This window comes from Kitasatospora sp. GAS1066B, assembly GCF_041262605.1.
Lineage (GTDB): Bacteria > Actinomycetota > Actinomycetes > Streptomycetales > Streptomycetaceae > Kitasatospora.
On record NZ_JBGCCO010000028.1, the window covers coordinates 60,480 to 84,142 of the forward strand.

The 23,663-nt window shown below is 72.8% G+C and carries 17 protein-coding genes and 1 pseudogene; 12 read left to right on the forward strand and 6 right to left on the reverse strand.

Annotated features, from left to right (window positions below; genetic code table 11):
- Nucleotides 1–112 precede the first annotated feature (112 nt).
- Both ABH937_RS27935 and ABH937_RS27940 read left to right on the forward strand, forming a co-directional pair.
- Nucleotides 113–1,765: a DUF4157 domain-containing protein gene (locus ABH937_RS27935; RefSeq protein ID WP_370219900.1), complete on the forward strand. Its 1,653-nt coding sequence runs from the start codon at nt 113–115 to the stop codon at nt 1,763–1,765.
- A gap of 127 nt (nt 1,766–1,892) precedes the next feature.
- Nucleotides 1,893–2,403: pseudogene (locus ABH937_RS27940) on the forward strand (IS701 family transposase); the annotation flags it as partial.
- A 35-nt stretch (nt 2,404–2,438) separates the two neighbouring features.
- Here the strand turns inward: ABH937_RS27940 and ABH937_RS27945 are convergent.
- From ABH937_RS27945 to ABH937_RS27960, 4 genes are all read right to left on the reverse strand, one after another.
- On the reverse strand, nt 2,439–4,634 hold the full coding sequence (locus ABH937_RS27945; RefSeq protein ID WP_370219901.1) for an ATP-binding protein: 2,196 nt from the start codon (nt 4,632–4,634) through the stop codon (nt 2,439–2,441).
- A gap of 14 nt (nt 4,635–4,648) precedes the next feature.
- Nucleotides 4,649–5,377, reverse strand: a complete 729-nt coding sequence (locus ABH937_RS27950; protein WP_280690484.1) for a DUF4255 domain-containing protein — start codon at nt 5,375–5,377, stop codon at nt 4,649–4,651.
- Nucleotides 5,378–5,542: 165 nt separating this feature from the next.
- Entirely contained in the window at nt 5,543–6,172 is a 630-nt protein-coding gene (locus tag ABH937_RS27955) for a response regulator transcription factor (protein WP_370219902.1), read from the reverse strand.
- A gap of 143 nt (nt 6,173–6,315) precedes the next feature.
- The gene (locus ABH937_RS27960) at nt 6,316–7,962 is read right to left on the reverse strand and encodes a helix-turn-helix domain-containing protein (protein ID WP_370219903.1); all 1,647 of its coding nucleotides are present in this window, start codon (nt 7,960–7,962) and stop codon (nt 6,316–6,318) included.
- Between the two features lie 201 nt (nt 7,963–8,163).
- Between ABH937_RS27960 and ABH937_RS27965 the strand changes: the two genes are divergently transcribed.
- On the forward strand, nt 8,164–10,656 hold the full coding sequence (locus tag ABH937_RS27965) for a helix-turn-helix domain-containing protein (protein ID WP_370219904.1): 2,493 nt from the start codon (nt 8,164–8,166) through the stop codon (nt 10,654–10,656).
- Nucleotides 10,657–10,702: 46 nt separating this feature from the next.
- On the opposite strand, the gene ABH937_RS27970 is transcribed toward ABH937_RS27965, so the two are convergent.
- Nucleotides 10,703–11,971, reverse strand: coding sequence for a zinc ribbon domain-containing protein (locus ABH937_RS27970; protein WP_370219905.1), 1,269 nt, complete (start codon nt 11,969–11,971; stop codon nt 10,703–10,705).
- A 934-nt stretch (nt 11,972–12,905) separates the two neighbouring features.
- On the opposite strand from ABH937_RS27970, the gene ABH937_RS27975 reads away from it, so the two are divergent.
- The 9 genes from ABH937_RS27975 (at nt 12,906) to ABH937_RS28015 (ending at nt 22,296) form a co-directional block, all read left to right on the forward strand.
- Nucleotides 12,906–14,318, forward strand: a complete 1,413-nt coding sequence (locus tag ABH937_RS27975) for a sensor histidine kinase (RefSeq protein WP_370219906.1) — start codon at nt 12,906–12,908, stop codon at nt 14,316–14,318.
- Nucleotides 14,315–14,752: a roadblock/LC7 domain-containing protein gene (locus ABH937_RS27980; protein WP_280690478.1), complete on the forward strand. Its 438-nt coding sequence runs from the start codon at nt 14,315–14,317 to the stop codon at nt 14,750–14,752. The genes ABH937_RS27975 and ABH937_RS27980 overlap by 4 nt, the downstream gene beginning before the upstream one ends.
- A complete protein-coding gene (locus ABH937_RS27985; RefSeq protein ID WP_280690477.1) occupies nt 14,749–15,126 on the forward strand; it encodes a DUF742 domain-containing protein in 378 nt (125 codons plus the stop codon). The genes ABH937_RS27980 and ABH937_RS27985 overlap by 4 nt, the downstream gene beginning before the upstream one ends.
- The gene (locus ABH937_RS27990) at nt 15,101–15,715 is read left to right on the forward strand and encodes an ATP/GTP-binding protein (protein ID WP_370146207.1); all 615 of its coding nucleotides are present in this window, start codon (nt 15,101–15,103) and stop codon (nt 15,713–15,715) included. Before ABH937_RS27985 ends, ABH937_RS27990 begins: the two co-directional genes overlap by 26 nt.
- Entirely contained in the window at nt 15,712–17,028 is a 1,317-nt protein-coding gene (locus ABH937_RS27995; RefSeq protein ID WP_370219907.1) for a cytochrome P450, read from the forward strand. The genes ABH937_RS27990 and ABH937_RS27995 overlap by 4 nt, the downstream gene beginning before the upstream one ends.
- A 159-nt stretch (nt 17,029–17,187) precedes the next feature.
- Nucleotides 17,188–18,270, forward strand: coding sequence for a polyprenyl synthetase family protein (locus ABH937_RS28000; protein WP_370219908.1), 1,083 nt, complete (start codon nt 17,188–17,190; stop codon nt 18,268–18,270).
- A gap of 50 nt (nt 18,271–18,320) precedes the next feature.
- A complete protein-coding gene (locus ABH937_RS28005) occupies nt 18,321–19,970 on the forward strand; it encodes a prenyltransferase/squalene oxidase repeat-containing protein (protein ID WP_370219909.1) in 1,650 nt (549 codons plus the stop codon).
- Nucleotides 19,967–21,328, forward strand: coding sequence for a cytochrome P450 (locus tag ABH937_RS28010; RefSeq protein ID WP_280690473.1), 1,362 nt, complete (start codon nt 19,967–19,969; stop codon nt 21,326–21,328). The genes ABH937_RS28005 and ABH937_RS28010 overlap by 4 nt, the downstream gene beginning before the upstream one ends.
- Entirely contained in the window at nt 21,325–22,296 is a 972-nt protein-coding gene (locus ABH937_RS28015) for a terpene synthase family protein (protein ID WP_280690472.1), read from the forward strand. Before ABH937_RS28010 ends, ABH937_RS28015 begins: the two co-directional genes overlap by 4 nt.
- Before the next feature lie 22 nt (nt 22,297–22,318).
- Here the strand turns inward: ABH937_RS28015 and ABH937_RS28020 are convergent, their stop codons facing one another.
- Nucleotides 22,319–23,485, reverse strand: a complete 1,167-nt coding sequence (locus ABH937_RS28020) for a Rieske 2Fe-2S domain-containing protein (protein WP_370219910.1) — start codon at nt 23,483–23,485, stop codon at nt 22,319–22,321.
- Nucleotides 23,486–23,663 lie beyond the last annotated feature (178 nt).

A 23,663-nucleotide genomic window follows, 5' to 3' on the forward strand; every position in this document is an offset into this window, starting at 1 on the left:
GCCCATCCGGGCAGTCGTCGCTGCCCCCGTGCCTGCCCGTCTCGGCATTTACCACCCGAGCCGTCCACGCCAAGGCTTGACTCGACGTCCACCCACACCCAGGAGCCCGTCCATGCGCGCCCACGACGAACACCCGGACCGCGCCGACCCGCGCGCCCGGCGCACGACCCCACGCTCCAGCGAGACCCCTGCGGCCGCCGAACTCCTCGCCCTCCAACGGGCCGCCGGCAACGCCGCCGTCACCGCCGCGCTCGGCCAGGAGCAACACGCCCACAGCGACTCATGCGGCCACTCGGCCGCTGTGCAGCGCTCGGCCTTGCACGACGTCCTGGGCTCTAGCGGCCGCTCCTTGGCGGAGCCCGTGCGCACGAACATGGAGGACCGGATGGGGGTGGCGCAGGGCGCCTTCCAGCGCGTCCGGATCCACGACAGCCCCAGCGACATCAAGGCCGCCAACAGTGAGGGCGCCCTCGCCCTCACCTCCGGCTCCCACGTGGTCGGCGATGTCTCCAACCCGGTGACCCTCGTCCACGAACTCACGCACGTGATCCAGCAGAGCCAGGGCCCGGTCGCAGGGACCGACAACGGCCGGGGGCTTTCCGTCAGCGACCCCAGCGACCGTTTCGAACGCGAAGCAGAGGCCAATGCGACGCGGGTGATGCGGAGCAGCACGTCGCTTCCGCAGCAGAATGCGGCACCCACCGAAATGGGCGGCGGCCCGGTTGAGGGCGCGATCCAGCGGCGGGTGAGCCTCAAGGATGCGCAGGATCCGCAGAAAACTCGGGATTTGAGCAACGAGCCGAGCGTTCGGGCATTCTTCAAACAGTACGATATCTCGGTATTCGAATCCGTCAAAACCCTTATGCGCGCGCCCCTCGGTGTCGCGGCGGCGGTGGCGGTGGAGATCAAAGCCAAGAGTGTGATCCAAGACTTCACAGCCGATGAAAAGACTCGTGTCTACGAGGACAGCAAGGCTGGCGCGCAGGAGCTGGCCGACGCCATCGGCAAGCAAGTCGTCAGTTCCCTCGCGGCGCCACACGCGCGGTCCGCCCGCCCCCTTCCAAGCGAGATGGTGCGGCAGATGAGTCAGCGGCAACCGAGTAGCAGCAATCTCGAACCGTCCCTGGGCGGTCCGGGGCACGGGGCCGCCGACCTGCTGTCGCAGTTGGCCCGGCAGAAGATGGTCGAACACACGCCGGAGAACCCGCTCTTGACTGGGCTGGGGGAGGGAGTGAAGTCGGCTGTCACTGGTCGTGCCGCCGGGCTCACCGGGTCTATGCCGAGTTCAGAGAGCATGTGGGAAGGGATGCGTTGGGCTGCCTGGGTCGCGCTTGAGGGTGAAGATAAGGTGCTCCAGGCAGTGAACCAGTCCGCACAGCACGTGAGTCCGGAGGAGGGCCGGAGGCTTCGGGAGCAATTCGATGACACACTGGCGGCGAAGAAGCAGGAATTTGAGGGGAGCATCCTCGGCTCCGTGGCGGCGGGTGGGGCGATCGGCAAGGCTGTGGATTTCCTCCCGATAATCCCGCCTCCCGCCAAGGTGGCGGTCAAGGCTGTCTCGACGGGCGCCGGACTTCTGGGGACGGCCAAGAAAATCGGCGACGGCGCGGACGCCGTCAAGAAGATCGAAGAGGTCAGCCCCCAGGCCTACGGGAAACTCCGGAAGACTCGTGACGAGGCTCTGGACCAGGCCATCAAGGAGCTCTCGGAGAGGAGCAGGGAGAGTACGATGGAGCAGATGAGGGACTTCGGCAACTTCGGGTGATCCCCTGTGCCCATGGCAGGCCCCGTCCCCGCGATCGAGCGGGGGCGGGGCCTGCTTCGTCGTGTGCGGAGGCGAGCTGAGATCCGTGCTGGTACTGCAACGGTGCTTGCCGTGACTGGTGGTCGGCTTGGTCGTTGATGCAGTTTCGGGTGGGGACCTTGGTGATGTCAGGTTGTGGGCGGGTGAGATCGAGGCGGTGCATGAGCGGTTTGTGCACCGGTTTAGCCGGGAGGAGCCGTGTCAGTCGGCGCTGGCCTATATGCGGGGGCTGGTTGCTCCACTGGAGCGGAAGAACGGCTGGACGCTGGCGGAGGAGACCGGGCATGCCGGTCCCGATCGCATCCACCGGCCGCTGAACCGGATCAGGTGGTACGCCGACGAGGTTCTGGAGAGCGTGCGTGACTTCGTCATCGAGCACCTGGGTGACCGGGATGCCGTCCTGATCGTCGATGACACCGGCTTCCTGAAGAAGGGGGGTCCGTTCGGCCGAGGTCCAGCGGCAGAACTCCGGCACCGTGGGACGCACCGAGAACTCCCAGATCGGGGTGTTCCTCACCTACGCGACAGGCCGCGGACGCACGCTGATCGACCGCCGTCTGTATCTGCCCACGTCGTGGACGGACGACGGTGAGCGGTGCTTCCAAAGCGCGAAGCCGGGCTACCGGTCGTTGCCTCACCAGGTCGGGGCATCCCCCCACGCCCCGAACTCGCTCGGCAGCACCAGTCGCCCCAGCTTCCGGTACTCCCGCTGCACCGCCGCCACCAGATCGCCCATCCCCACCGGCCGCTCGCCCGCCGCCGCGAGGTACGCGGCGGTGACCACGCACGCTCGGATCGAGCCGCCCGCCAACTCGAAGCGGGCGCAGAAGTCGAGGTCGAGGTCGTCGGCGCGGGGGACGGCGGGGCCGAGGCAGCGGTCCCAGAGGGCACGGCGGCCGACCGGGTCGGGGACGGGGAAGTCGACGATGACGTCGAGGCGGCGGGTGAAGGCCTCGTCCAGGTTGGCGCGCAGGTTGGTGGTGAGGATGGCGATGCCGTCGAAGGACTCCATGCGCTGGAGCAGGTAGGCGCTCTCCATGTTGGCGTAGCGGTCGTGGGCGTCCTTGACCTCGGAGCGCTTGCCGAAGATGGCGTCGGCCTCGTCGAAGAGCAGGATGCCGTTGATACCGGCGGCCTCGGTGAAGATGCGTTCCAGGTTCTTCTCGGTCTCGCCGACGTACTTGTCGACCACGGTGGAGAGGTCGACCACGTAGAGGTCCAGGCCGAGGTCGGCGGCGACCACCTCGGCGGACATCGTCTTGCCGGTCCCCGAGTCGCCCGCGAACAGTGCCATCACGCCCCGGCCGCGGCCGCCGCCCGGGCGCATCCGCCAGGCGCCGAGCACCTGGTCGCGGTGCCGGGCGCGCAGCGCGAGGTCGCCCAACTGCTCGGCGGTGGCGGGCGGCAGAACCAGGTCGTCCCAGCCGACGGCGGGCTCGACCCGGCGGGCGAGGCGCTCCAGGCCGGCGGCGTTCTGGGCGCGCACGCCGGTGCGCAGGTGGCGTGCGTCGATCGGGACGCCGCCGTCGAGCAGGGCCTGCCGGCCCGCGGCCTGGGCGGCGCGGCGCAGCTGGTCGGGGCTCAGCAGGTAGGGGGCGAGCAGTCCGGCGGGGTCGGTCGACGGGTCGACGGCGGCGCCGGCCAGCGCGTCCCGCCAGAGCACGGCCCGCTCCTCGACGGCGAGTTGAGGGGCCGTCAGCAGCAACGGGCTGTCCTCGGCCCAGAGCGGGTCCCAGGCGGTGTGGCCGGTCAGCAGCACCGGTACCGGGAGCTGGGCCAACCGCCGCAGCAGCCGGGCCCGTTCGGGGCGGCCAGCCGGCTCCAGGGCGTCGACCGGGCCGGCCACCAGGCCGCCGCCGCGCAGCCGTGCCTCGCGGGCCGCGCTCGGCAGCAGCAACTCGGGGTGCGGTTCGGCGGCCAGCGCGGCGAGGTCCAGGCAGACAGCGGGGCGGCCCGCCAGGCGCAGTGCGGTGGCGGCCACGGCGGCGGCCGAACCGCCGCCCTGCTCGCGCAGGTAGACCAGCCGGACGCCGCAGGCCAGCGCCTCGGCGAGGGCAGCGGCGGCGGGGGAGGAGGGGAGCTTGGCCGCGGTGGTCAGCAGGCCGCGCAGCTCGGGGTCGGGATGGTGCTCGCCGAGCAGGTGCGCGACCACCCGGTCGGGGACTCGCAGCGGGCGGCTGAGGAAGGGGCGGTCGGGCTCCTCGACCAGCAGCAGGCCGCCCGCCACCAGGGGAGCGGCGGGCGACAGCCGGGAGCGGACGGACTCCTGCAGCGGGCTCGCGCCGAGCAGTTCGAGGGCCAGGCCGGTGCTGGCTCGACGGCGCGACACGTCGTCGTTGAGGTAGCCGTAGAGCTGCTCGAAGCGGGCGTCGGCGTCCGGGAGCAGGGCGATCAGCAGCAGCTCGGTGTCCAGCGGGCCGAGGCCGAAGTCGGCGGCCAGCGCGCGCAGCGGGAGCACGGCGCCGGCGGCCTCGGCCTGGTCGGCCCACTCCTCGACGGCCGCGCGCTCGACGGCCTCGACGGCCGCGCGCTCGACGGCCTCGACGGCCGCGCGCTCGACGGCCTCGACGGCCGCGCGCTCGACGGCCTCGCGCTCGCCGGCCGCGCCGGACGCGCCGGACGCGGGGTCCGGGTCGAGGGCCGGCGGATCCTCGGGGGCGGCCCGGTCGAGCAGCCGCTGCGCCGACTCTGCGGAGAGGTAGAGGCCGCGGAAGGCGTCGTCCGGCTTGGGGTCGGTGGCCTGCCGCGCCGCGACGGCCGCGCGGACCCGGTGCTCGACCAGGGCCAGGCGCTGGAGCAGGTACTGCGTTCCGGGCGAAGTTCCGGACACTGTCGCCGTCGTCCTCACGCGTCGTGCCCCGCTCCGCCGATTCGCCCCGGCCGGGCCGTGCGGGCGGCCGCCCCGCGGGCCCGGCGGGCGCCGAGCGGCGTTGCGGCCGGCAGCGCCGAGCGGTCCGGCTCGTCCTCGAAGCGCAGCCGCCTGACCTCCAGTTGCTCGTCCGTGGCGACGTCGGCGACGCTCAGCAGCAGCGCGTCGGTGACCTGCGGCGCGGCCTGGTGGCGGGCAGCGGCCAGCGGTGCGCTGACCACCAGGTCCAGCGAGGGCTTGAGTTCACCGCCGAGCGCCGACCAGATCTCGGCCAGCGCGCGCTTCTCGGCCGGCGGCACGGCGACCGTGTACGGCAGCGGCAGGCCGAACTCGGCGATGCTGCCCGCGAGTCGCTCCGGCACCAGGGCCGACTGGCGCAGCAGGCCCGCCAGCAGCGCGGAGAGCAGCCGGTGCTCGTCCTGCGGACGGGCGGTCCAGGCCGTCACCAGGTAGGAGAGCGCGTACCAGCGCGGCGGTTCGTGCTCGGCCACGACCTCGCCCGCCGGGCCGTACTCGCGCACGCCGCCCACCTGGCGCATGCCGAGGTCCTCGCGCAGGTCGTAGAGGAAGACGTTGATGGTCGGCCCGGTGCGACGAGCCGACCAGTCCTTGGTCGGGGCGTCGAACGCCACCTCGATCTCCCCGCCGCCGAGGACGTCGTCGCGGAGCAGTGTGTGCAGGGCCTCGTCGACCTCGTGGATCATCGGTTTCCGTCTACCCCTCGTCTGCTCCGGCCGGCCCGGCGGATCCGACCGACCTGGCCGCACCTTTGAGCCTGCCCGTCCCCGGCCGGGACCGGAGCGGGCGCTGGTGCGGGCTCGCGGGCAGGGGGCGGTGCCCGTTCGGGCAGGGAACGCGCCGAGCTGGCGTCAGATCAGGCCCTGGCGCATGGCGTAGGCGACGGCGTGCGAGCGGTTGCGCAGCTGGAGGCGGCTGGTGACGTCGTGCAGCACGTTCTTGACCGTGCGCTCGGAGTAGGCGAGGTGCTTGGCGATCTCGCGGGTGTCGTGGCCCTCGGAGACCAGTCGCAGCACCTCGATCTCGCGCTGGTGCAGGCCGGAGAAGGAGAGCCCGCGCGGGTCCAGGATCTGCCGCTGCAGCCGGCCCATCTGCTGGAGCAGCCGGCCCAGCAGGTCGGGCGGGATGGCCCCTTCACCGCGCACCGCCGCCGCGAGGGTGCGGACCAACTGGTCGGCGGTCGCCTCGGCGCGGCGGACCAGCCCGACCACCCCGCACTCCACGGCCGTGGCCATCGCCGCGTCGTCCATCGTCGACACCACCAGGACCAGCGCCGAGGGCACGGTGCGCCGCAGGCTGCGCAGTTGGGTGGCGACCTGCTGGTCCACGCTTTCCGCGACCACCAGCACCGCGTCCGCGTGCTCGGTGTCGGCAGCCTCCAGCAGCCGCAGTTCGGGCCGGATCCGCAGCTGGGCGGCGACTCCCGACTGCGAGATGGGGTCGTCGGCCTGGATGCGGACGGCGATGCGCTGCACGGACATGGATCAGTCTCCGGTGGGGCGTAGGTGCGGTGGCGGGACAAGGCAGGGGGAACTGTCGGGTTGCCCTTGCGGACCGCCCCTTCGGTCCCGGGCGGTTGCCCGGAAGTCTGGCGGGCGGCTCCTACCAGGCACTTACCAGGTACCTACCAGGAAGCTGCCAGGGACTTGCCGGGGACCTCCCGAGCCGGATCGGTTGCCCGAAGCGCTGCCCCGGCGTCTCTGCCGGTGCCCGTGACGGCCCTGGCGGCGGCTCCCGCGCCGGTGGTGGCCACGGCACCCGCAGGGCCCGCGAGTTCGGTGGCGAAGCACTTGACCAGCGGGTCGATCCGGTAGGCCCAGGGGTGCTCGGGAGCGCGGGCGCCGCGCGATCCGAGGGGCCCGAGCGTCCCGAGGGCGCCGCGGGTGTCCAGCGTCTCCAGCGGGCCGAGCGTCTCCAGCGGGCCGAGCGCGTCCATCGGGCCGGGTGCGTCCAACGGGCCGAGCGCGTCCAGTGGTCCAGGCAGCTCGCCCGCGTCGTGCTCGTCGACCGGTTCGAGCAGGTGGCGGTCCGCCAGCGCCGCCAGCGCCGCCCTGACCTCGTCCTCCGGCAAGCCGGAGCGGGCGACCAGGACGCGCCCGTGGATCCGCTCGCCCGGCAGGGTGCCGATCAGTCGGAAGAGTGCGGCGGCGAAGGCCCCGGAGCGCTCCTGCTCGGCGGGCAGCGCCAGGTAGCTCTCCCGCAGGGCCCGACGGACCGACAGGTCGCCGGCCGTCAGCTCGTCCAGCAGCCGCCTCGGGTCGGCGAGCCGGCCGGCCAGGGCCGCGATGCCCCAGGCCGGCCGGGCCGCCAGCCGGGCCCCGACCACGCGCAGCGCCAGCGGCAGCCCCTGGCAGGCCGTCAGGACGGCCGCCGCCGCCGCCGGCTCGGCCGCCGTCCGGGCGGGACCCACCAGCCTGGCGAGGAACGCGCCCGCCTCGGCCCGCGGCAGCGGGCCCAGCCCGACGAGAGTGGCACCCGGCAGTCCGCGCAGCCGGACCCGGCTGGTGACCAGCACCGCGCAGGTCGCGGAGGCGGGCAGCACCGCCGCCACCTGGGCGGTGTCCGCGGCGTCGTCCAGGACGAGTAGGAAGCGACGGCCGGCCACCAGCGCCCGGTAGCGCTCCCAGCGGTCCGCCGCCGCGGCGGGGACCTGCGTCGCGGGGACGCCGAGGGTGCGCAGCAGGGTGCCGAGCAGCTGGCCGGTGGTGGCCGGGACCGGGGCGCTGCCCCGCAGGTCGAGGTGGAGCTGCCCGTCCGGGAAGTGCTCACGTGCCCGGTGGGCTGCGCGGACGGCGGTCGCGGTCTTGCCCACGCCGGCGGGGCCGGTGAGCACCGCGACCCGCGGGCGGGCCTCGGGGCGGACCGGGCCGGCTGCCCCCGTGGCGGCCGGCCCGTGCGGCCCGAGGATCGCGCACAGCTCGGCCACCGCCTCCGCCCGCCCGGTGAAGTCGGACAACTCGGGCGGCAGCTGGGCGGGCCGGACGCCCGGCACCGGCTCACCGGCGCGCGGCATCCGTTCGGCGATCGCGGCGCGCAGGAATTCGCTGCGCGGCTCGCCGGTCAGCTGCAGCGTGTCGGCCAGAGCCGCCACCGAACGCCGCTGGGGCACCTTCGCGCGGGCCCGCTCCAGGTTGCCGACCGTCCGCGAGCTCAGCTCCGCCGCGGCCGCGAGCGACTCCTGCGTCAGCCCCGCCGCCTTGCGATGCCGCCGGAGCAGTTCCCCGAACCGCACTGTTCCGCGCCGATCCGCCATCCCGTGCCGCGTCTCCATCCTGTCTCCTGCCGTTCCCGTCCTGTTCATCGGTCCGCACCCGCGCGGCCGTTCCAGGGTCCCCCTCTCCTCGAGACGCGCTGACGGGGCCCCAGGTTCATAGGCGAACTGATGATCTTGTATTTTTCTGTCACTGGCTCTTCACGTTCGGTGCGTCGGGTGCTTGCGTCCGGGTCAGCAGAACAGGGGGGCCGATCCACCATGGTCGTACACAATTCGAACCAGCAGACGCCGACGGTCAGCTTCGGCCGCCTGCTGATCGCCCACCGCCAGTCGGCGGGGCTCACCCAGAGTGAGCTGGCCGCCGCCTCGGCACTGAGCGTGCGGGCGATCAGCGAACTGGAGACCGGGCGCAGCCGGGCCCCGCAGGACCGGTCGGCCCGGGCGCTGGCCGAAGCGCTCGGGCTCACGCCGCAGGACCGGTCGGCCTTCCTGGCCGTCGCCGCCAGCGGCCGCACGCGTACCGCGCAGCGGAAGAACGCCGCGGCCGCCCACCCCGGGAGCGGGTCCGCCACCGGGGCCGGCCCGGGATCCGCGGCTGCCGCCCCAGCCCATGCCGGGCCGGGGGCGGCGGCAGCCGCGGGATCGGCCCAGCCGACTGGCGCACCGTCACCGACACCGGCACCGGCAGCGTGGCCGCTGACCGCGCTGTCGTCCCGTCCGCCGGCCGCGCCCACCGACTTCACCGGCCGGCGCGCCGAGCTCGACCGCCTGCGCGCGGTGGCCGAGGCCGGCGCCTTCACGGCCGGCCGCGGCTCCACCCTGGTCATCGCCTCCGGGCAGCCCGGCCTCGGCAAGACCTCGCTCGCGCTGCGGCTGGCCGAGGAGCTGGGCCGGCGCTTCCCGGACGGCGCGCTCTACCTGGACCTACGAGGCGTGGACGTCCGCCCGCTGACCACCGACGAGGCGCTGGCCCGGCTGCTGGGCTCGCTCGGCGTGCCGCACGACCGGCTGCCGCTGGAGACGGCCGAGCGGACCCGGCTCTACCGGTCGCTGCTCTCCGAGCGGCGGGTGCTGGTGCTGCTCGACAACGCCCTCGACGAGAGGCAGGTCCGCCCGCTGCTGCCCGGCGGCCCGCACTGCCTCACCCTGGTCACCAGCCGCCGCGCGCTGGCCGGCCTGGAAGGCGCCGAACGGCTGCTGCTGGAGGTGCTGCCGGCGGCGGACGCCATCGCGCTGCTCGAACGGATCGGCGGTCCGCGGCCCCGGCGCCAACTCGCCGAACTGGCCTCGCTCTGCGGCTACCTGCCGCTCGCCCTGCGGATCGTGGGCCGCCGGCTGGCCGTCGCCGAGGACGGCAGTGCCGAGCTCCTCGCGGAGCAACTACGCGACGAGGAGCGGCGGCTGGACGGCATGGCCGCGGGCGAGTTGCAGGTGCGGGCGGCGTTCCAGCACTCCTACCGGCAACTGGCCGCCGACCGGCAGACGTTCTTCCGGCGGCTGGCCCTGGTGCCGGGCGCCGACTTCGGGCCGCAGACGGTGGCGGCGCTGTGCGACCTGTCGGCCCCCGCCGCCGAGGAGCTGCTGGAGGGCCTGGTCGAGGTCGGCCTGCTGGAACCCGCGCACGCCGCCTTCCGCTACCGCTTCCACGACCTGGTCAGGCTCTTCGCGGGCGAGGCGCTGGCCCGCGACGAGCCGGCCGCCGAGCGCGAGCGGGCGCGGGTCCGGCTGATGAGCGCGCTGCTGGGGACGGCGATCGAGGCCGGGCACGCCTTCGACCCCGCCGCGCAGCGGCCGGCTTCCGGGCAGGGGTGGAGCGGCGCCGCCGACTGGCTCGACGGCGAGTTCGCCCACTGGACCGAGGCGGTCCGGTGGGCGGCGGAGCAGGGCGAGCACCGTCTGGTGCTCGACACGGCCGTGGCCATGCACTGGTACTCGGACGTCCGCCTGCACCAGGCGTACTGGTGTGAGCTGTTCGGGTTCTCCGCCGCCGCGGCCGCCGCGTTGGACGATCTGCCGGCCGCCGCCGTCCACCTCAACTACCTCAGCTGGGCGCTCAGCTGCAGCACCGGCCAGCACGCCGAGGCGGTCGAGGTCGCCGAGCGGGCCGCGGCGGCGGCGCGGGCCGCCGGGGATGTCCTGCAGCAGGCGTGGGCGGCGATGTACCGGGCCGCGGCGCTGCGCCGGCTCCGGTCGCTGCCCGAGTCCGCGGCGGAGTCCGCGCGGGCGGCCGCCCTGATGATCGAGGCGGACTTCCCCCTCGGCCGCTGGGTCGCCGAGCGGAACCGGGCGACGGCGCTGCGCATGATGGGCCGCGCCGAGGAGGCCGCCGCCGTCCATGAGCGGGTGGTGCTCACCTACGACACCCCGAACGGCGCGGCGGCCGACGCGCCTTCCCAGCACGGTCTGGCCCTCGCCCTGCGCGAGTTGGCCGAGGACCACGCCGAGCTGGGCGACTGGGCGAAGGCCCTGGCGGCCTACCGGCGCGCCATCGGGCTGTACCGGACGATCGGTTTCAGCTACGCCATCGCACAGCTCCAGGTCGCGGCGGGCCGGGCGCTGCACGAGCTGCGATCCGCCGAGGCCGCCCGCGAGCTGGACGCGGCCCTGGACTTCTACACCGGGCAGCGCGACCTGGCCGCACCCGCCCGGACGCTGGCCGGGCTCGCCCAAGCGATCCGCAGCGGCGAGGCACCCGAACGGCTCGACCAGTACTGGGAACGGGCCGTGCGGGAGTGCTCCACGCTGGCCTGAGTACCCGGTTCGCGGTGCGTACTCGGCGTGCGGACCGGGGCGGTGCTCACTTCGTCGTGCCGAAGAACTCGACTTCGCCGATCGCGACCTGCTTGTCCGCGGCCGCCCCGTAGGCGCTGAGGATCACCAGCCGGGCGCTGACCACCTGGTGGAGGCGGAGGCTGAAGGTCTGCGGACCGTCGGGGGAGAGCTCGATGTGCGTGGTGGTCTTCTGGCCGCCGTTGTCGGTGGTCACCAGGTCGACCTGGTGCGGTCGGGCCTGTGCGTCCAGCTCCTCGGGGGAGGTCCCGGTGCCGGGGGTGATGATCACGTCCAGCAGGCGGACCGGTGCGGTGAACTTGGCCTCCAGCCAGGTGTCCACCGGCTGTCCGGCATAGCCGTTGCCCCACCAGGTGTTGGACTGGCGGTCGATGGTCAGCTCGGGGCCGTGGCCCGGGTAGGAGTGCGAGGCCGTCATCGAGTCCACCTGGATCGGGGCCGGGTCAGCGAAGTGGTCGCTGACCGCCTGCACGGCCGGTCCGGTCCAGATCACCGCCGTGCAGACCAGGGCGATCACCAGCACGCCCGTGACGATCCAGCGCACCAGCTGCCACGGGCCCCGGCTCAGTCGCGGCCGCTGCCCGGCCCAGGGTGCCTCGCGGCCGCGGAAGTCGAGCACTCGGCGCCACCAGGGGCGGTGGGCCTGGATGGGCTCGGCCGTCGAGAAGCGGGTGGCGCAGCGGCGGCAGAAGTGCCGCTCGCGCGGGTTCACGGTGGAGCACCACGGGCAGGCGATCCCGTCCAGGACCTGATCCTCGACCACCCCCCTGACCCGCGGGCCGTTCTCCTGCGGCCGCCCCGGCAGCACCGGCGCCACTGCGGGGCCGACCCCGGCGGGATCGGGCACGGGCACCAGGAGGGCCTGCGCCCGCTCCGTCGCGAGCACGTCGGCCAGGCTCACCGGCGGCATCTCGGTGGTGTCGGCCTCCACCTGACGCGCGGGAACCTCGCGGGCGGGGACCTCGCGCACGGGAGCGGGGCTCGGTGCGCCGGCGGCGGGCTCGGCCGCGGCTGCCGCCGGCGCCGCCGTCGTCGCCTTCGCGGCGCCGGGCTCCTCGCCCGCCCGGCCGCTGCCGGCCGCCACCTGGCCGGCTGTCGCTTTGTCGGCTTTTGCTTTGCCGGCTTTCGCGGTGTCGGCCGGCCCGGTGTCGGACTCGGCGGACCAGCTCAGGAAGGCACCGCAGGCGTCGCAGAACGAGCGCTCCGGCTGGAGGGCCGCACCGCACTCGGGGCACTCCCCGCGGTCGGCACGGGACCGAGTCTCACTGACGCTCACCGGCAGGGTCCTCTCCGGCGCGGGACTCTCGGACCGCGCGGGGCATCGGGCGTACAGAGCTGAAGGGCCCCCGCCGACCGGCACTCGTCCGGCGCGGCCGCGGGACCGCGGAGGCATGGCGCATCGCCCCTGATGGGATACGCGCGCCGCCTCACGCCACCACCCTGGCCCGCCCGGTCTCTCGCGGACAGGACCGGAGGTCCCCCCGCGCAGGCACCGACGGCCGCCCGTTCGCCCTCCCCGAACTGCCCGAAAGCGCAGCCGGGCTGCCGGAAGGACACAGCGGGGCTCGCAAGGCACCGTGGCCTCGCGGCGCCTCCCACGCGCCTCGGCCGGATGGTCGTCAGAACTGAGAGCGACCGGCAATCGGTGGGGTGCCGGACGGGTGAAGGGGCGTCATCTACCAACGGCCATGGGGAGTTGACGCTGAGTTATGGCCCACCCCCTACTGCGTGAGGAGATCAACTTCGCGTAAGCTGGCGGGGCTTTGGCATGGCACGACCGAGGCGCGACAGCGCCCGGCCAGTACTGGCACCGGCTTCCCATTGTCCTCAACGGAGTTCTGATGGACCTGATCACCTGGTATCTGCGGCAGGCATCGTGTGGCGGCCCTGTCAGAGACCGGTGGAAGCACCGCTGCTGATGAACCGTCGGCCGTCGGAGGCACGTTCCTCCGATGGAGCCGCCGCGCCGGCAGCGCCGCGAGAGATCCCCGCGGGCGTGGCCGGCCACTCGCTGCTCAGGCGGCTCCCCTGACCGGCCTGAGCGCGCTTCGCAGCAGCCACAACCTGCCGCGAGGTCTGCACCACCTCCCTCGTCCGCTGGCGTCCCGGAGGCCGGCGCCCCGCCGAGCCGAACCCGGGGCCCAACCCCTACCCCCTAGGACCCCTCCCCCGTGACATCCCACTCAGAACTGGCTCTCGGGCTGGGCGCCGTGGCTGTTCTCATAGCCATCGCAGCGCTGCTGCTGGCACGATCGCGCAGGGAACTCGCCCGTCGCAACCAGGTGCTGGCGGCATCTCTGAAGTCCGCCGAAGAGCTGGCCCGGTCCGCCGAGGAGCTCGCCCGGTCCGCCGACCAGCGCCGGCTCACCGCGGACTCCCAGGCGCAGGACGCGGCAGCCCGCGAGGCCGGGCTCCGCGACGAAGTGCGTCACCTGCGCTCCGTCCGGCTTCCCTCCCTCGCGCTGCACCTGATCAGCTCCCATCTCCCCGTCCCGGGGCTCCTGCACGAAGACCTGGCGGGGTCGGAGGGCGCGGAGCTCGTCGATTCCGTGATCGAGGTCGTGACCGGCATCGTCCTCAAGGAACGCCGTCGGGTGGACGCCGCGGCCCGGGCGGCGCTGCGCGGTTCGAGCCAGGACTCGCAGGCCCTGTCGTACCGTCTGCAGACGGAGATCGAGGCCCTGCAGAACGAGTTCAGCGCGCCGCGGCGCCTGACCGAGCGGCTGCTCGCCACGGACCACCTCAACGAGCAGAACCTGCGCCTCATCCAGCGGACCGCCATCGTCTGCGGGGCCTGGCCGGGCCACGTCCGCAAGGACACCTACGTGGCGGAGGTCGTGCAGGGCGCCTCGTCGCGACTGCGCGGCTTCGACCGCGTCAAGATCAACTCTCGGCTCGGCTCCTCCGACATCGGTGTGGTCGGGCGCGCGGCCGAGCCCATCGCGGTGGTCTGCGCCGAGCTCATGGCCAACGCGCTGGAGCACTCGCGGGACGACCTCGCCGTGGAGGTCAGCCTGATCCAGACCGGCAACGGCAGCGTCTGCATCACGATCGACGATGCGGGCATGGGCATGACCTCGGAGGCTCTCGCCCGGGGTGTCCGGCTGACCTCCGGTGAGCAGCAGGAAGTGATGCTCACCGAACTCGGTGACCCGCCGTCCCAGGGCTTCGCCGCCATCGGCCGCCTGGTCGCCGACTACGGGTTCCACGTCTCCATCGACCATCCGTCTCCCTATGGCGGGGTGCGCGCTGTGGTGTCTGTTCCCCCGAACCTGCTGACCTCGATCGACCAGGAAGCCGAGCCCCCGTCGGCGATGGCTCCGATGCCCACCGTGGCTCCCCAGGTCGCCAAGCGGCCCGCACCGGCTGCCCAGGCCGCGCAGGACGCCCAGGCCGACTGGGACGCGGGCCCCACCGCGCCGACCGCCGCCGGGGCCGCGCCGGAGCTGCCGCAGCGCCGCCGTCGCGCCGCCACGGCGCCGACCACCGCGAGCGCCGCCACTGCGACGACGCCGCCGCCGTACCGCGCCCCGGACCCGGAACGCGAACGCGACATCTGGACGGCCTTCCAGGAGGGCCACGCCAGCGGCCGAAGCGACACGAATTCAGAGGGAGAGCTGTGACCGCGCCCGACAACTACACCGGAACGGACCAGTCCGCCTGGTACCTGAATCCCATCACCGAGATCAGGGGCGTGCGGCATGCCCTGATCATGACGCTCGATGGGATGGTCCGGGGCAAGTCCCAGAACCTCACGGTCGACGAGGCCGACGGCATAGCCGCGATGACCGCGGCGATGCATGCCGCCGCCCGCGCCGCCACGAACACGGCGCTGGGTGCGGGGGAGAACCTTCCCATCCAGACCGTCACCGCGGTGAACGCGCTGGGCACCTACATGGTCATGCCGGCAGGTGCCGGGACCAACACCTTGATCGCGGCCGCCGGCGACGAGGAGATGCCGATGGGTGTGGTCGCCCACACGATGGCCCGCCAGGCGAAGAAGCTCGGCGAGCAGGTCATGTCCGTTCCCGTCCGCAGCGGAGAGGCCGGGTCGTGAGTCGCGGTCAGCAACAACGACGTCTGCTGCCTGCCTATTTGGCGACTGGAAGCAGCAGCATTCCCGTCCCCAGCACTCTCGATTCGCTGACTGCCCTGCGTGCCACGGATGTTCCGCTCGCCTCGTACCACACGGCGGTGCACCAACGACTGGTCCAGCTCCTCGCCGACGGTGCGCTCACCGTCGTCGAGGTGGCGGGCTATCTCGGTCTACCGGTCAGCGTCAGCCTCGTGTTGGCCGAGCAACTCGTCAGCGACGGTCGGTTAAAGGCCACTGTGCCGCTCCCGGGCGCCCTCGCCCCGTCGAGCGCCGGGCGCCCGTCGAAGGAAGTTATGGAAGAGGTCTTGAGTGGACTCCGCGCCCTCCTTGTCTAGCCCGCGTCCCGTCTACCTGCCCGAGGGGGACCACCGAAGGGTCAAGATCCTCGTGGCCGGCCCGATCGGCGTCGGCAAGACGACGGCGATCAGAACGCTCTCGCAGATCCCGACGCTGCACACCGACGAGGTCATGACGGACGCCGCGGTCGGCGTCGATGACCTCAGCCTGGTCGGACTGCGCAACAAGAGCACCACCACGGTGGCCATCGACTTCGGCCGGCTGACCCTGCCCGGCAACCGGGTGGTCCTCTACCTGTACGGCACGCCGGGGCAGCGCCGGTTCCTCCCGCTCTGGGACGGCATCGCCCACGGTGCTCTCGGTGCGCTCGTCCTGGTCGACACGCGGCGCCTGGACGAATCGTTCGAAGTGATGGATCTCATCGAGGAACGCGGTTTGCCGTACGCCGTCGCGGTGAATGTGTTCCCGGAGTCTCCCGACTACGACTTGGAGCTGTTGCGTTCGAAGCTGGACCTTGCCCCGGACACCCCCCTGGTGACCTGTGACGCTCGCGTGAAGAACAGCAGTCTGACTGCTCTGGTCGAGCTGACCGCCCACTCCTTGTCCTTTACTGGAGCAGAAGCGTGACGATGACACCTGCCGCCGTGCCGGTGCCCCTGCACGGCGCCGAGCACGCCGCCGACCCCCAGCGCAGCTACGAACTGCTGCGCCTGCAGGGGGCCGTCGGCCTCGCCGAGATAGCCCCCGGTGTCGTGGTCCACCTGGTCACCGACTACCGCGCCGCACTCGACCTCCTCCAGGACGTCGAAACCTGGACCAAGGACACCCGCGGCTGGCTGCCCCAGGTGCCGCAGGACAGCCCGATCCGGCCCAACGTGGAGTGGCGGGACAGCCTCTTCTACGCCGACGGCGAGTACCACGCCCACCTGCGCAAGGTCATCACGGACAGCTTCGGGCTGCTCGACCCGCACGACGTGCGCATGGTGACCTTCCGTTACGCCGACACGCTCCTCCAGGAGTTCGCCGACGCCGGCACCGTCGACCTGGTCAGCCAGTACGCGCGGCAGCTGCCGTTGATGATCTTCAACGCGCTGTTCGGCATGCCGGACGAGTTCGGTCCCCAGCTCGTGGACGCGCTGTCGGCCATGGTCGACAGCGACCCGGCGCGACAGGCGGCGGGCGGCCAGGCGTTCGGCGCGTACCTCGGCACCCTGTACCAGACCAAGGCCGCACAGCGGGGCCACGACCTGACCTCCTGGTTCATCGACCACCCCAACGGTCTGAACCAGGAGGAGGCCGTCAATCAGATCCTGATCACCCTCGGTGCCGGGAACGAGCCGCTGTCGAACCTCATCGCGAACACCTGTGTCCGGATGCTGAGCGACGAGCGCTACTTCGGCACCCTCACCACCGGCAGCCTTCCCGTCCAGCACGCCATCCACGAGGCGCTGTGGAAGAACTCGCCGCTGGCCAACTACAGCCTCCACTTCCCCAGGAAGGACCTGACCTTCCACGGCACGTTCCTGCTGGCCGGCTCGCCGGTCATGGTCTCGTACGCCGCCGCCAACACCTGCCCGCACGCCGGCGTCCCGGCCGACGGCTACCGCTCCGGCACCAAGGCGCACCTGGCCTTCGCCGCCGGTCCGCACGCCTGCCCGGCCCGTGACCTGGCCATGCAGATCGCCACGGCCGCCATCGAGCGGCTGGCCAGCTACCTGCCGGACATCGAACTGGCCGTTCCCGCCGATCAACTGACCTACCAAGAGGGCCCCTTCCACCGGACACTCACCGCGCTTCCGGCCCGTTTCACCCCGCTGGCCCCCGATGCCAGGGGAGCCACCCCCTGGAGCCGGAGCCCGGCCGACACCGCACCGGGCACGTCATCGGGCACGTCACCGAGCTCGCCGGCGGGCCCGCTGGCCGCCACGGCGTCGCCGTAGCCGGCCCGCCACCACCGTGACGCCGGCGGAGAAACCGCCGGCGTCACCACGCGCGGAGCGGCGCGTGCCGTCCCCCTGTCCTCTGTCCGGGCCGAAGCCACCGTTGTCCAGGCGGAAACCCCCAGCACGGCCACCGACCGAAAGGGAACCCAGGATCCAATGACGGACACGCTGCCAGAGACCGCGCTGCCCGACCTCGTCTCACTGCGGGACCAGGTCGGTGCGGCCCTCACCGGCTTCCTGCACGCCAAGGACAGGAACCCGCCGGGCATCGAGGTGATCCACCTCACCAGCACCCTCCGCAAGCTCCTCTCCGGCGGAAAACGACTGAGATCCGTGCTCTGCCTCTACGGTTGGCATGCCGCCGGAGCAACCGGCGACGCGACGGCCGTCGTCCGCGCGGCCGCCAGCCTCGAACTCTTCCAGGCCTTCGCCCTGGTCCACGACGACGTGATGGACAACAGCGACATCCGTCGCGGGACGCCGTCGGCGCACCGTGCGCTCGCCGCCGCCTACAGCGCCGACGGCGGTCCGCGGGACCGGGCCCAGGCGTACGGGCTGGGCGCGGCCATCCTGCTGGGCGACCTGGCCCTGGTGTGGTCCGGTGAACTCCTGCACACGGCGGGCCTCGACCCGGACCGCCTGGCCCAAGTGCTGCCCCTGGTCCACGACATGCGCAGCGAGGTCATGTACGGCCAGCTCCTCGACCTGCAGACCACCGGCCGGCTCTCCGCGGACATCGACACGCCACTGCACGTGATCCGGTACAAGACCGCCAAGTACACCATCGAACGGCCCCTGCACATCGGAGCCGCCCTGGCCGGGGCCGGCGCTCCGGTCCTCGACGCGTGCACCGCCTTCGGCATCCCGCTGGGAGAAGCGTTCCAGCTGCGCGACGACCTGCTCGGGGTGTTCGGCGATCCCGCCGAGACGGGCAAGGCGATAGTGGACGACCTGCGCGAGGGCAAGGCCACCGTGCTGATGGCGCTCGCCGTCCAACGGGCCTCCGCCGCCCAACTGCGCACCCTGCGAAGCCTGGTCGGCCGAAGCGATCTGAACGACGAACAGGCCGCCGAGGTCCGCGAAGTCCTCGAGTCCACCGGCGCTCGGCAGGCCGTGGAGCGCATGATCACCACTCGCTACGACGCCGCCCTCACCGCCCTGGACCAGGCCCCCTTCCCGGAGGCCGTCTCCGCCGGTCTGCGCCGGCTCGCCCAGGCCGCGACCACGAGGCAGATGTGACGGACCGTCGGAGAGCAGGTGTCACAGCCGTGAGAGGAGAGGGCGTTTCGATGGGTACCGCGCACATGAGTACCGAGCAGACGAGCACGGCCTACGCCGAGCAGGCCACCCGTCTGGTGGCCCGGGTCGACCAGGACGGCTGGGGCAGTGTCCGCCCGTCCCTGTACGAGACGGCCCGGGTCATCTCGGCCGCGCCCTGGCTGCCCGGGGAACCGCGCAGGCTCGACTACCTGCTCCAGGCGCAGGCGCCCGACGGCAGTTGGGGCGAGGGGCCGGAGCCGTACCGGCTGCTGCCGACGCTCAGCGCGGTGGAGGCCGCGCTGGCGGTCCTGCTGCGCGGCGCCGGATCCGACCAGGTCGGTGCCCGGCTCAGGGCGGCGGTGGAGAAGGGGATCGCCGCCCTGCGGCTGTTGCCCTCGGCAGGCCCCTGGCCGGACACGGCCGCAGCCGAACTGCTCGTCCCCAGCCTGGTCAGCAGGATCAACGAGCAGCTGGACCTGGCTGCCACCGAGGGACTCGCGGGTCTCGGGCCCTGGCAGGCCGGGCCGCGGCTCGCGGTCCCGGGCGGCTACCACGAGGCGGCGCCCGGGTACGTGGCGCAGCGCTACGAGGCGGCCGGTCGACTTCCCGTCAAGTTCCACCACACGTTCGAGGGCATAGCCGCGCACCTGGCGCCGGTGCTGATACCCGAGGCGCAGGGGCTGCTGGGCAGTTCACCGGCCGCCACCGCCGCGCTGGCCGCCGCCTCGCCCACCGGCGCCGCCACCGCGCGGGCGGCCGCCGAGCTCGGCGCCGTGGCGCAGCGCTACGACGGCCTCTTCCCCGAAGCGGCTCCGATCCTGGTCTTCGAACGCCTCTGGGTGGCCGCCGCGCTGGCCCGCGCCGGACTGCCCGCCGCCACGCTGCCGACCATCCGCGGGTGGGTCGAGCGGATCTACGATCCCGCCGGGGTCCGCGGCGCGCCCGGCCTCATGGTGGACGCCGACGACACGGCCATGGCCGTGCTGGTGGCCGCGCTCGTGGGTCGGCCGCAGGACCCCGCGCCGCTCGCGCTGTTCCACAACGGCAGCCACTACGACTGCTACATCGGCGAGGACACCGGGTCGGTCACCGCCAACGCCCACGCGCTGCAGGCGATCGGCGGCTACCTGGAGCAGTGTCCCGAGGAGCAGCACACCTACGGCCCCCGGATCCAGCAGCTGGCCGCCTGGCTGGTCGACGCGCAGCAGCCCGAGGGGCACTGGCCCGACAAGTGGCACGCCTCCCCGTACTACGCCACCGAACGGTGCGTGACCGCGCTCGCCCGGTACGGCGGCGAGGGCGCGACCGCGGCCGTCGACGCGGCCGCCGCCTGGACGCTGGACACCCAGCGCGACGACGGTTCCTGGGGCGTGTGGGGCGGCACCGCCGAGGAGACCGCCTATGCCGCGAAGATCCTGCTGGCCGCTTCCGGACCCTCGCGCCCGGCGCGGCAGGAGAGCGCCCTGGACCGCGCCGAGACCTACCTGGACGCAACGGCCCCCGGCCACCGGCACCCCGCCCTCTGGCACGACAAGACCCTGTACGCACCGGGCGCGATGATCGAGGCGGAGGTGCTCGCGGCGCGGGAGCTGCTGCGCACCCGGCACGGCTCAGCCGGTCAGCGGACGGCCCGCGCGGACCGCTCGTACGGATCCGACCTGCAAGGAGCACACACGTGACCGCCGACCTCCGGCACCCGCCGACCGCACCGGGGCGACTGCCGCTCGTCGGCCACGCCGTACCGCTGATCAGGGACCGTCTGGCGTTCATCCAGCGCCTGCGCGCGTACGGGCCCATCGTCCGCATCACCATCGGCCCGAAGTCGGTGACCGTGGTCAACTCGCCCGAGCTGATCCAGGAGATGCTCACCGCCAAGGCCGACCAGTTCTCCAAGGGGCTGCTCTTCGAGAAGCTCAAGCTCTTCGGGAAGGACGCCCTGCCGGTCGCCGAGGGCAAGCCGCACCTGCAGCGCAGGCGCCAGATGCAGCCCGCCTTCCACCGGGAGAAGATCAGCGGCTACGTCGACACCATGCGGGACACGGTGGAACCGTCCATCGCGGGCTGGCACGACGGGACCGAGCTCGATCTGAAGACCGAGATGCAGCTGATGACCCAGGGCGTCATCCTGTCGGTGCTCTTCTCCTCGAACCCGCGCAGCAGCGCCGCGCGCGAGATCCTCGACAGCGTCGACCTGGTCTTCATGGTCGCCCTGCGGCGCGCGCTGCTGCCCGTGCCCCTGCTCGAGCGGCTGCCCACCCGGCGCAACCGGCGGGTCAAGGACGCCGGCGACCTCCTGCGCACCAAGGTCGCGGAGATCATCGAGGACCACCGGGCGAACCCCGACGCCTACGACGACATCGTCTCGCTGCTGCTCTCCGTCGGGGACGGGAACGGGCAGGCGCTCACCGACGACGAGATCCTCTCGGAGGTCACCGGGCTGCTCGCCGCGGGCTCCGAGACCACCGCGGTCGTCCTCGCGTGGCTCTTCTACGAGCTCGGCCGCAACCCCGAGTTGGAGCAGCGGCTGCACGAGGAGGTCGACGCCGTGCTCGGCGGCGACCGGATCACCGTCGAGCACGTTCCGCGGCTCACCTTCACCAGCCGGCTCGTCAGCGAGACGCTGCGCCTGTACAGCCCCGCGTGGCTGGTGACCCGGCAGGCCGTCTCGGCCATGAGCCTGGGCCCGTACGAACTGCCGGCGGGGGCGGACCTGGTGTGGAGTCCGTACGCGCTGCACCGGGACCCCGACCTCTACCCGGACCCTGAGCGGTTCGACCCCGACCGCTGGTTGCCGGAGCGCCCCCAGCCGCCGAAGGGCGCCTTCATCCCCTTCGGCTCCGGGAAGCGCATGTGCATCGGCGACGCGTTCTCGCGGACCGAGGCGACCATCATCACGGCGCTCATCGCCTCCCGTTGGCGGCTGCGGCCGGCCCACCAGAACGCCGTCCGCCCGGTCGGCGAGATCACCGTGCACCCCTCGTCGCTCCAGATGGTGGCCGAGACCAGGCAGCACGCCCCCGCCAGGGTGACGGCATGACCGACACCGGCCACCCGGCCCTGCGTCCGCTGCCGATGCCCGACCTCGGCCGCTCCTTCCCGGGGCCCTTCGCCATCAGCCCGCACGCGCACGCCATCGAGCAGCAGGCTCTCCAGTGGCTCGGCGAATTCCCGCTGATCAGCTCGCCGCGCGCCCGCGAGGTGTTGTGCAACATCACCGGACACGGCATCGCCCGCACCTTCCCGACGGCGGACCAGGACGGCCTCTTCCTCTGCGCCGACCTTCTGCTGTGGCTCACCGCCTTCGACGACGCGTACGGCGAGGCCACCGGAGCCCGTGACCCGGCCGCCCTGGTCCGCAGGATCGCCGAGTGCGTCCACCTGCTCGCCGGCCACGCCGAACCTCCCGGCGAGACCAGCGTGTTCGGCGCCGCCCTGCGCAACCTCCTGGACCGCCTACGGCAGCGGGCCACGGTCACCCAGTACCTGCGGCTCACCGCCCACCTGCGGGACAACCTCTTCGGCATGCTCTGGGAGGCCCAGCACCTCGACCACCCTGAGCTCGTCAGCCTGTCCGACTACCGCGCGATGCGACCGCACACCGTCTTCGTGCGCACCGTCATGGCAGCCGCCGAGGTCACGCTCGACTACGAACTGACCGAAGCCCAGCGCAGTTCGGCGGCACTGCGAGAGCTGGAGTCCGCGGTCGCCGACCTCGCCGGCTGGATCAACGATCTCGCCTCCTACCGCAAGGAGGCGGCCCAGGGCGGCCCGGCCCCCCTGAGCCTGCCCACCCTCCTGATGCGGGCGCACGACTGCGACCTCGGCGAGGCCTTCCGCCTGGCCTCCCGGATGTGCGAGGACGAGGCGGCCAGGGCCGGCGCTCTGATCACCGACCTGACCGGCACCGGCGATGGCGAGGGTGCGCTGGGCGAGCACGCCCGGGCCCTGCAGTCCATCGCGTCCTCGTACGTCTGGCACATAGCCCACTCCCGCTACCGGTCCTGACCGGCCGGATCGCCTCCCGCAGTCACGTTCCGGCGCCGGGTGCCGCCGGCGTCGGGCCGTGGCACAGCGGGGCGGTGGGGCACGCGGCGGTCTGGGGGCGGAGCGGGACGCCGTTGGTGCGCAGCACCTCGCGGACGTCCAGGATCAGGGGGAAGACCTCGTGGTTGCGGTCCTCGCCCTGCTCGTCCCACGCCCGTTGCTCGGCTTCGACGGCCATCCGGTCCTCGGCGAACACGCGCTCGGTGAAGCGCCTGATCAACGGCCAGGCGAGTTGGAGAACACCGGGAATTCCGGGCTTCTCGATCATGAGCAGGCCGTAGGCGTGGCAGGTGCGCTGCGCGGCGTCCTCGGGGACATACGCGACCCAGAGGCGGAAGGCCGGACGTTCGGCGTTCTCCGGGACCAGGTCGAGGGTCTGGTACGGGTACTCGGTACGGATGGTCATGACGTCGCTGGAGTCGCGGCCACCGAGGCCCTCGCCGGCCAGCAGACCGGCGCCGCGGTTCCGCTTCCCTCCGGCGTGGGTGAACAGGTACCTGGCCTCCACCGACCGCGCATCGGTCCGGTAGCCCAGCAGCTCGGGACGGAGCTTGCCGACGACGCCCCGGTGCAGGAACTGGTGGTTCATGTCGAGCAGGTTCTCGTGCATGAACGAGTAGTGGCAGCGCACGGTCCGGGAGAAGGTCATGGTCTTGTATGCCGGTGAATCGAAGGCCGGCAGCTCCGGCAGCGCGGTGACCGCCGCCTTCTCCGGGTCACCCGGGAAGACGAACACCAGACCGTACGCCTCGCGGACCGGATAGCCCCGCACGCCGCGTGGCGGCCGGCCGTCACCCTTGGAGAGGTACGGAATCTGCGAGATGCGGCCGTCGCCACGATAGGCCCACGCGTGATAGCAGCAGCGCAGCGCCTCACCCTCCACGACGCCCATGCTCAGCGGCACCTGACGGTGCGCACACCGGTCCTCCAACGCGTAGACGGCACCGCTCGCGCCGCGGTAGAGCGCGATCCGCTCACCGGCGAACGTGGCCGCGAACACCCGCCTGCTGCGCACGCTCCCGGACAGCGCGACCGGGTACCAGAAATCCGGGTTCGCCCCGATGCGCCGCAGGTCGGCGATCCCGGAATCCGGATCGCGGCGCTCCGAGCGCCGGCTGCTCCTGGCCCCGTCCGAGTCGGTCTCGGTCATACCTCTGCCTTTCACGCGGGACGCAGGCACGGACGGTGACGGCTCCCACCAGGACATCACCGACCCGCCGATGCGGCAGACGAGCACAATGCTTCCCATCCTCGCGGCCACCGGCCGCCCACGGCCTGCCCAGTGCACCCGGAGGGATGAGCGGCCCATCGACCCGGCACCGGTTCAC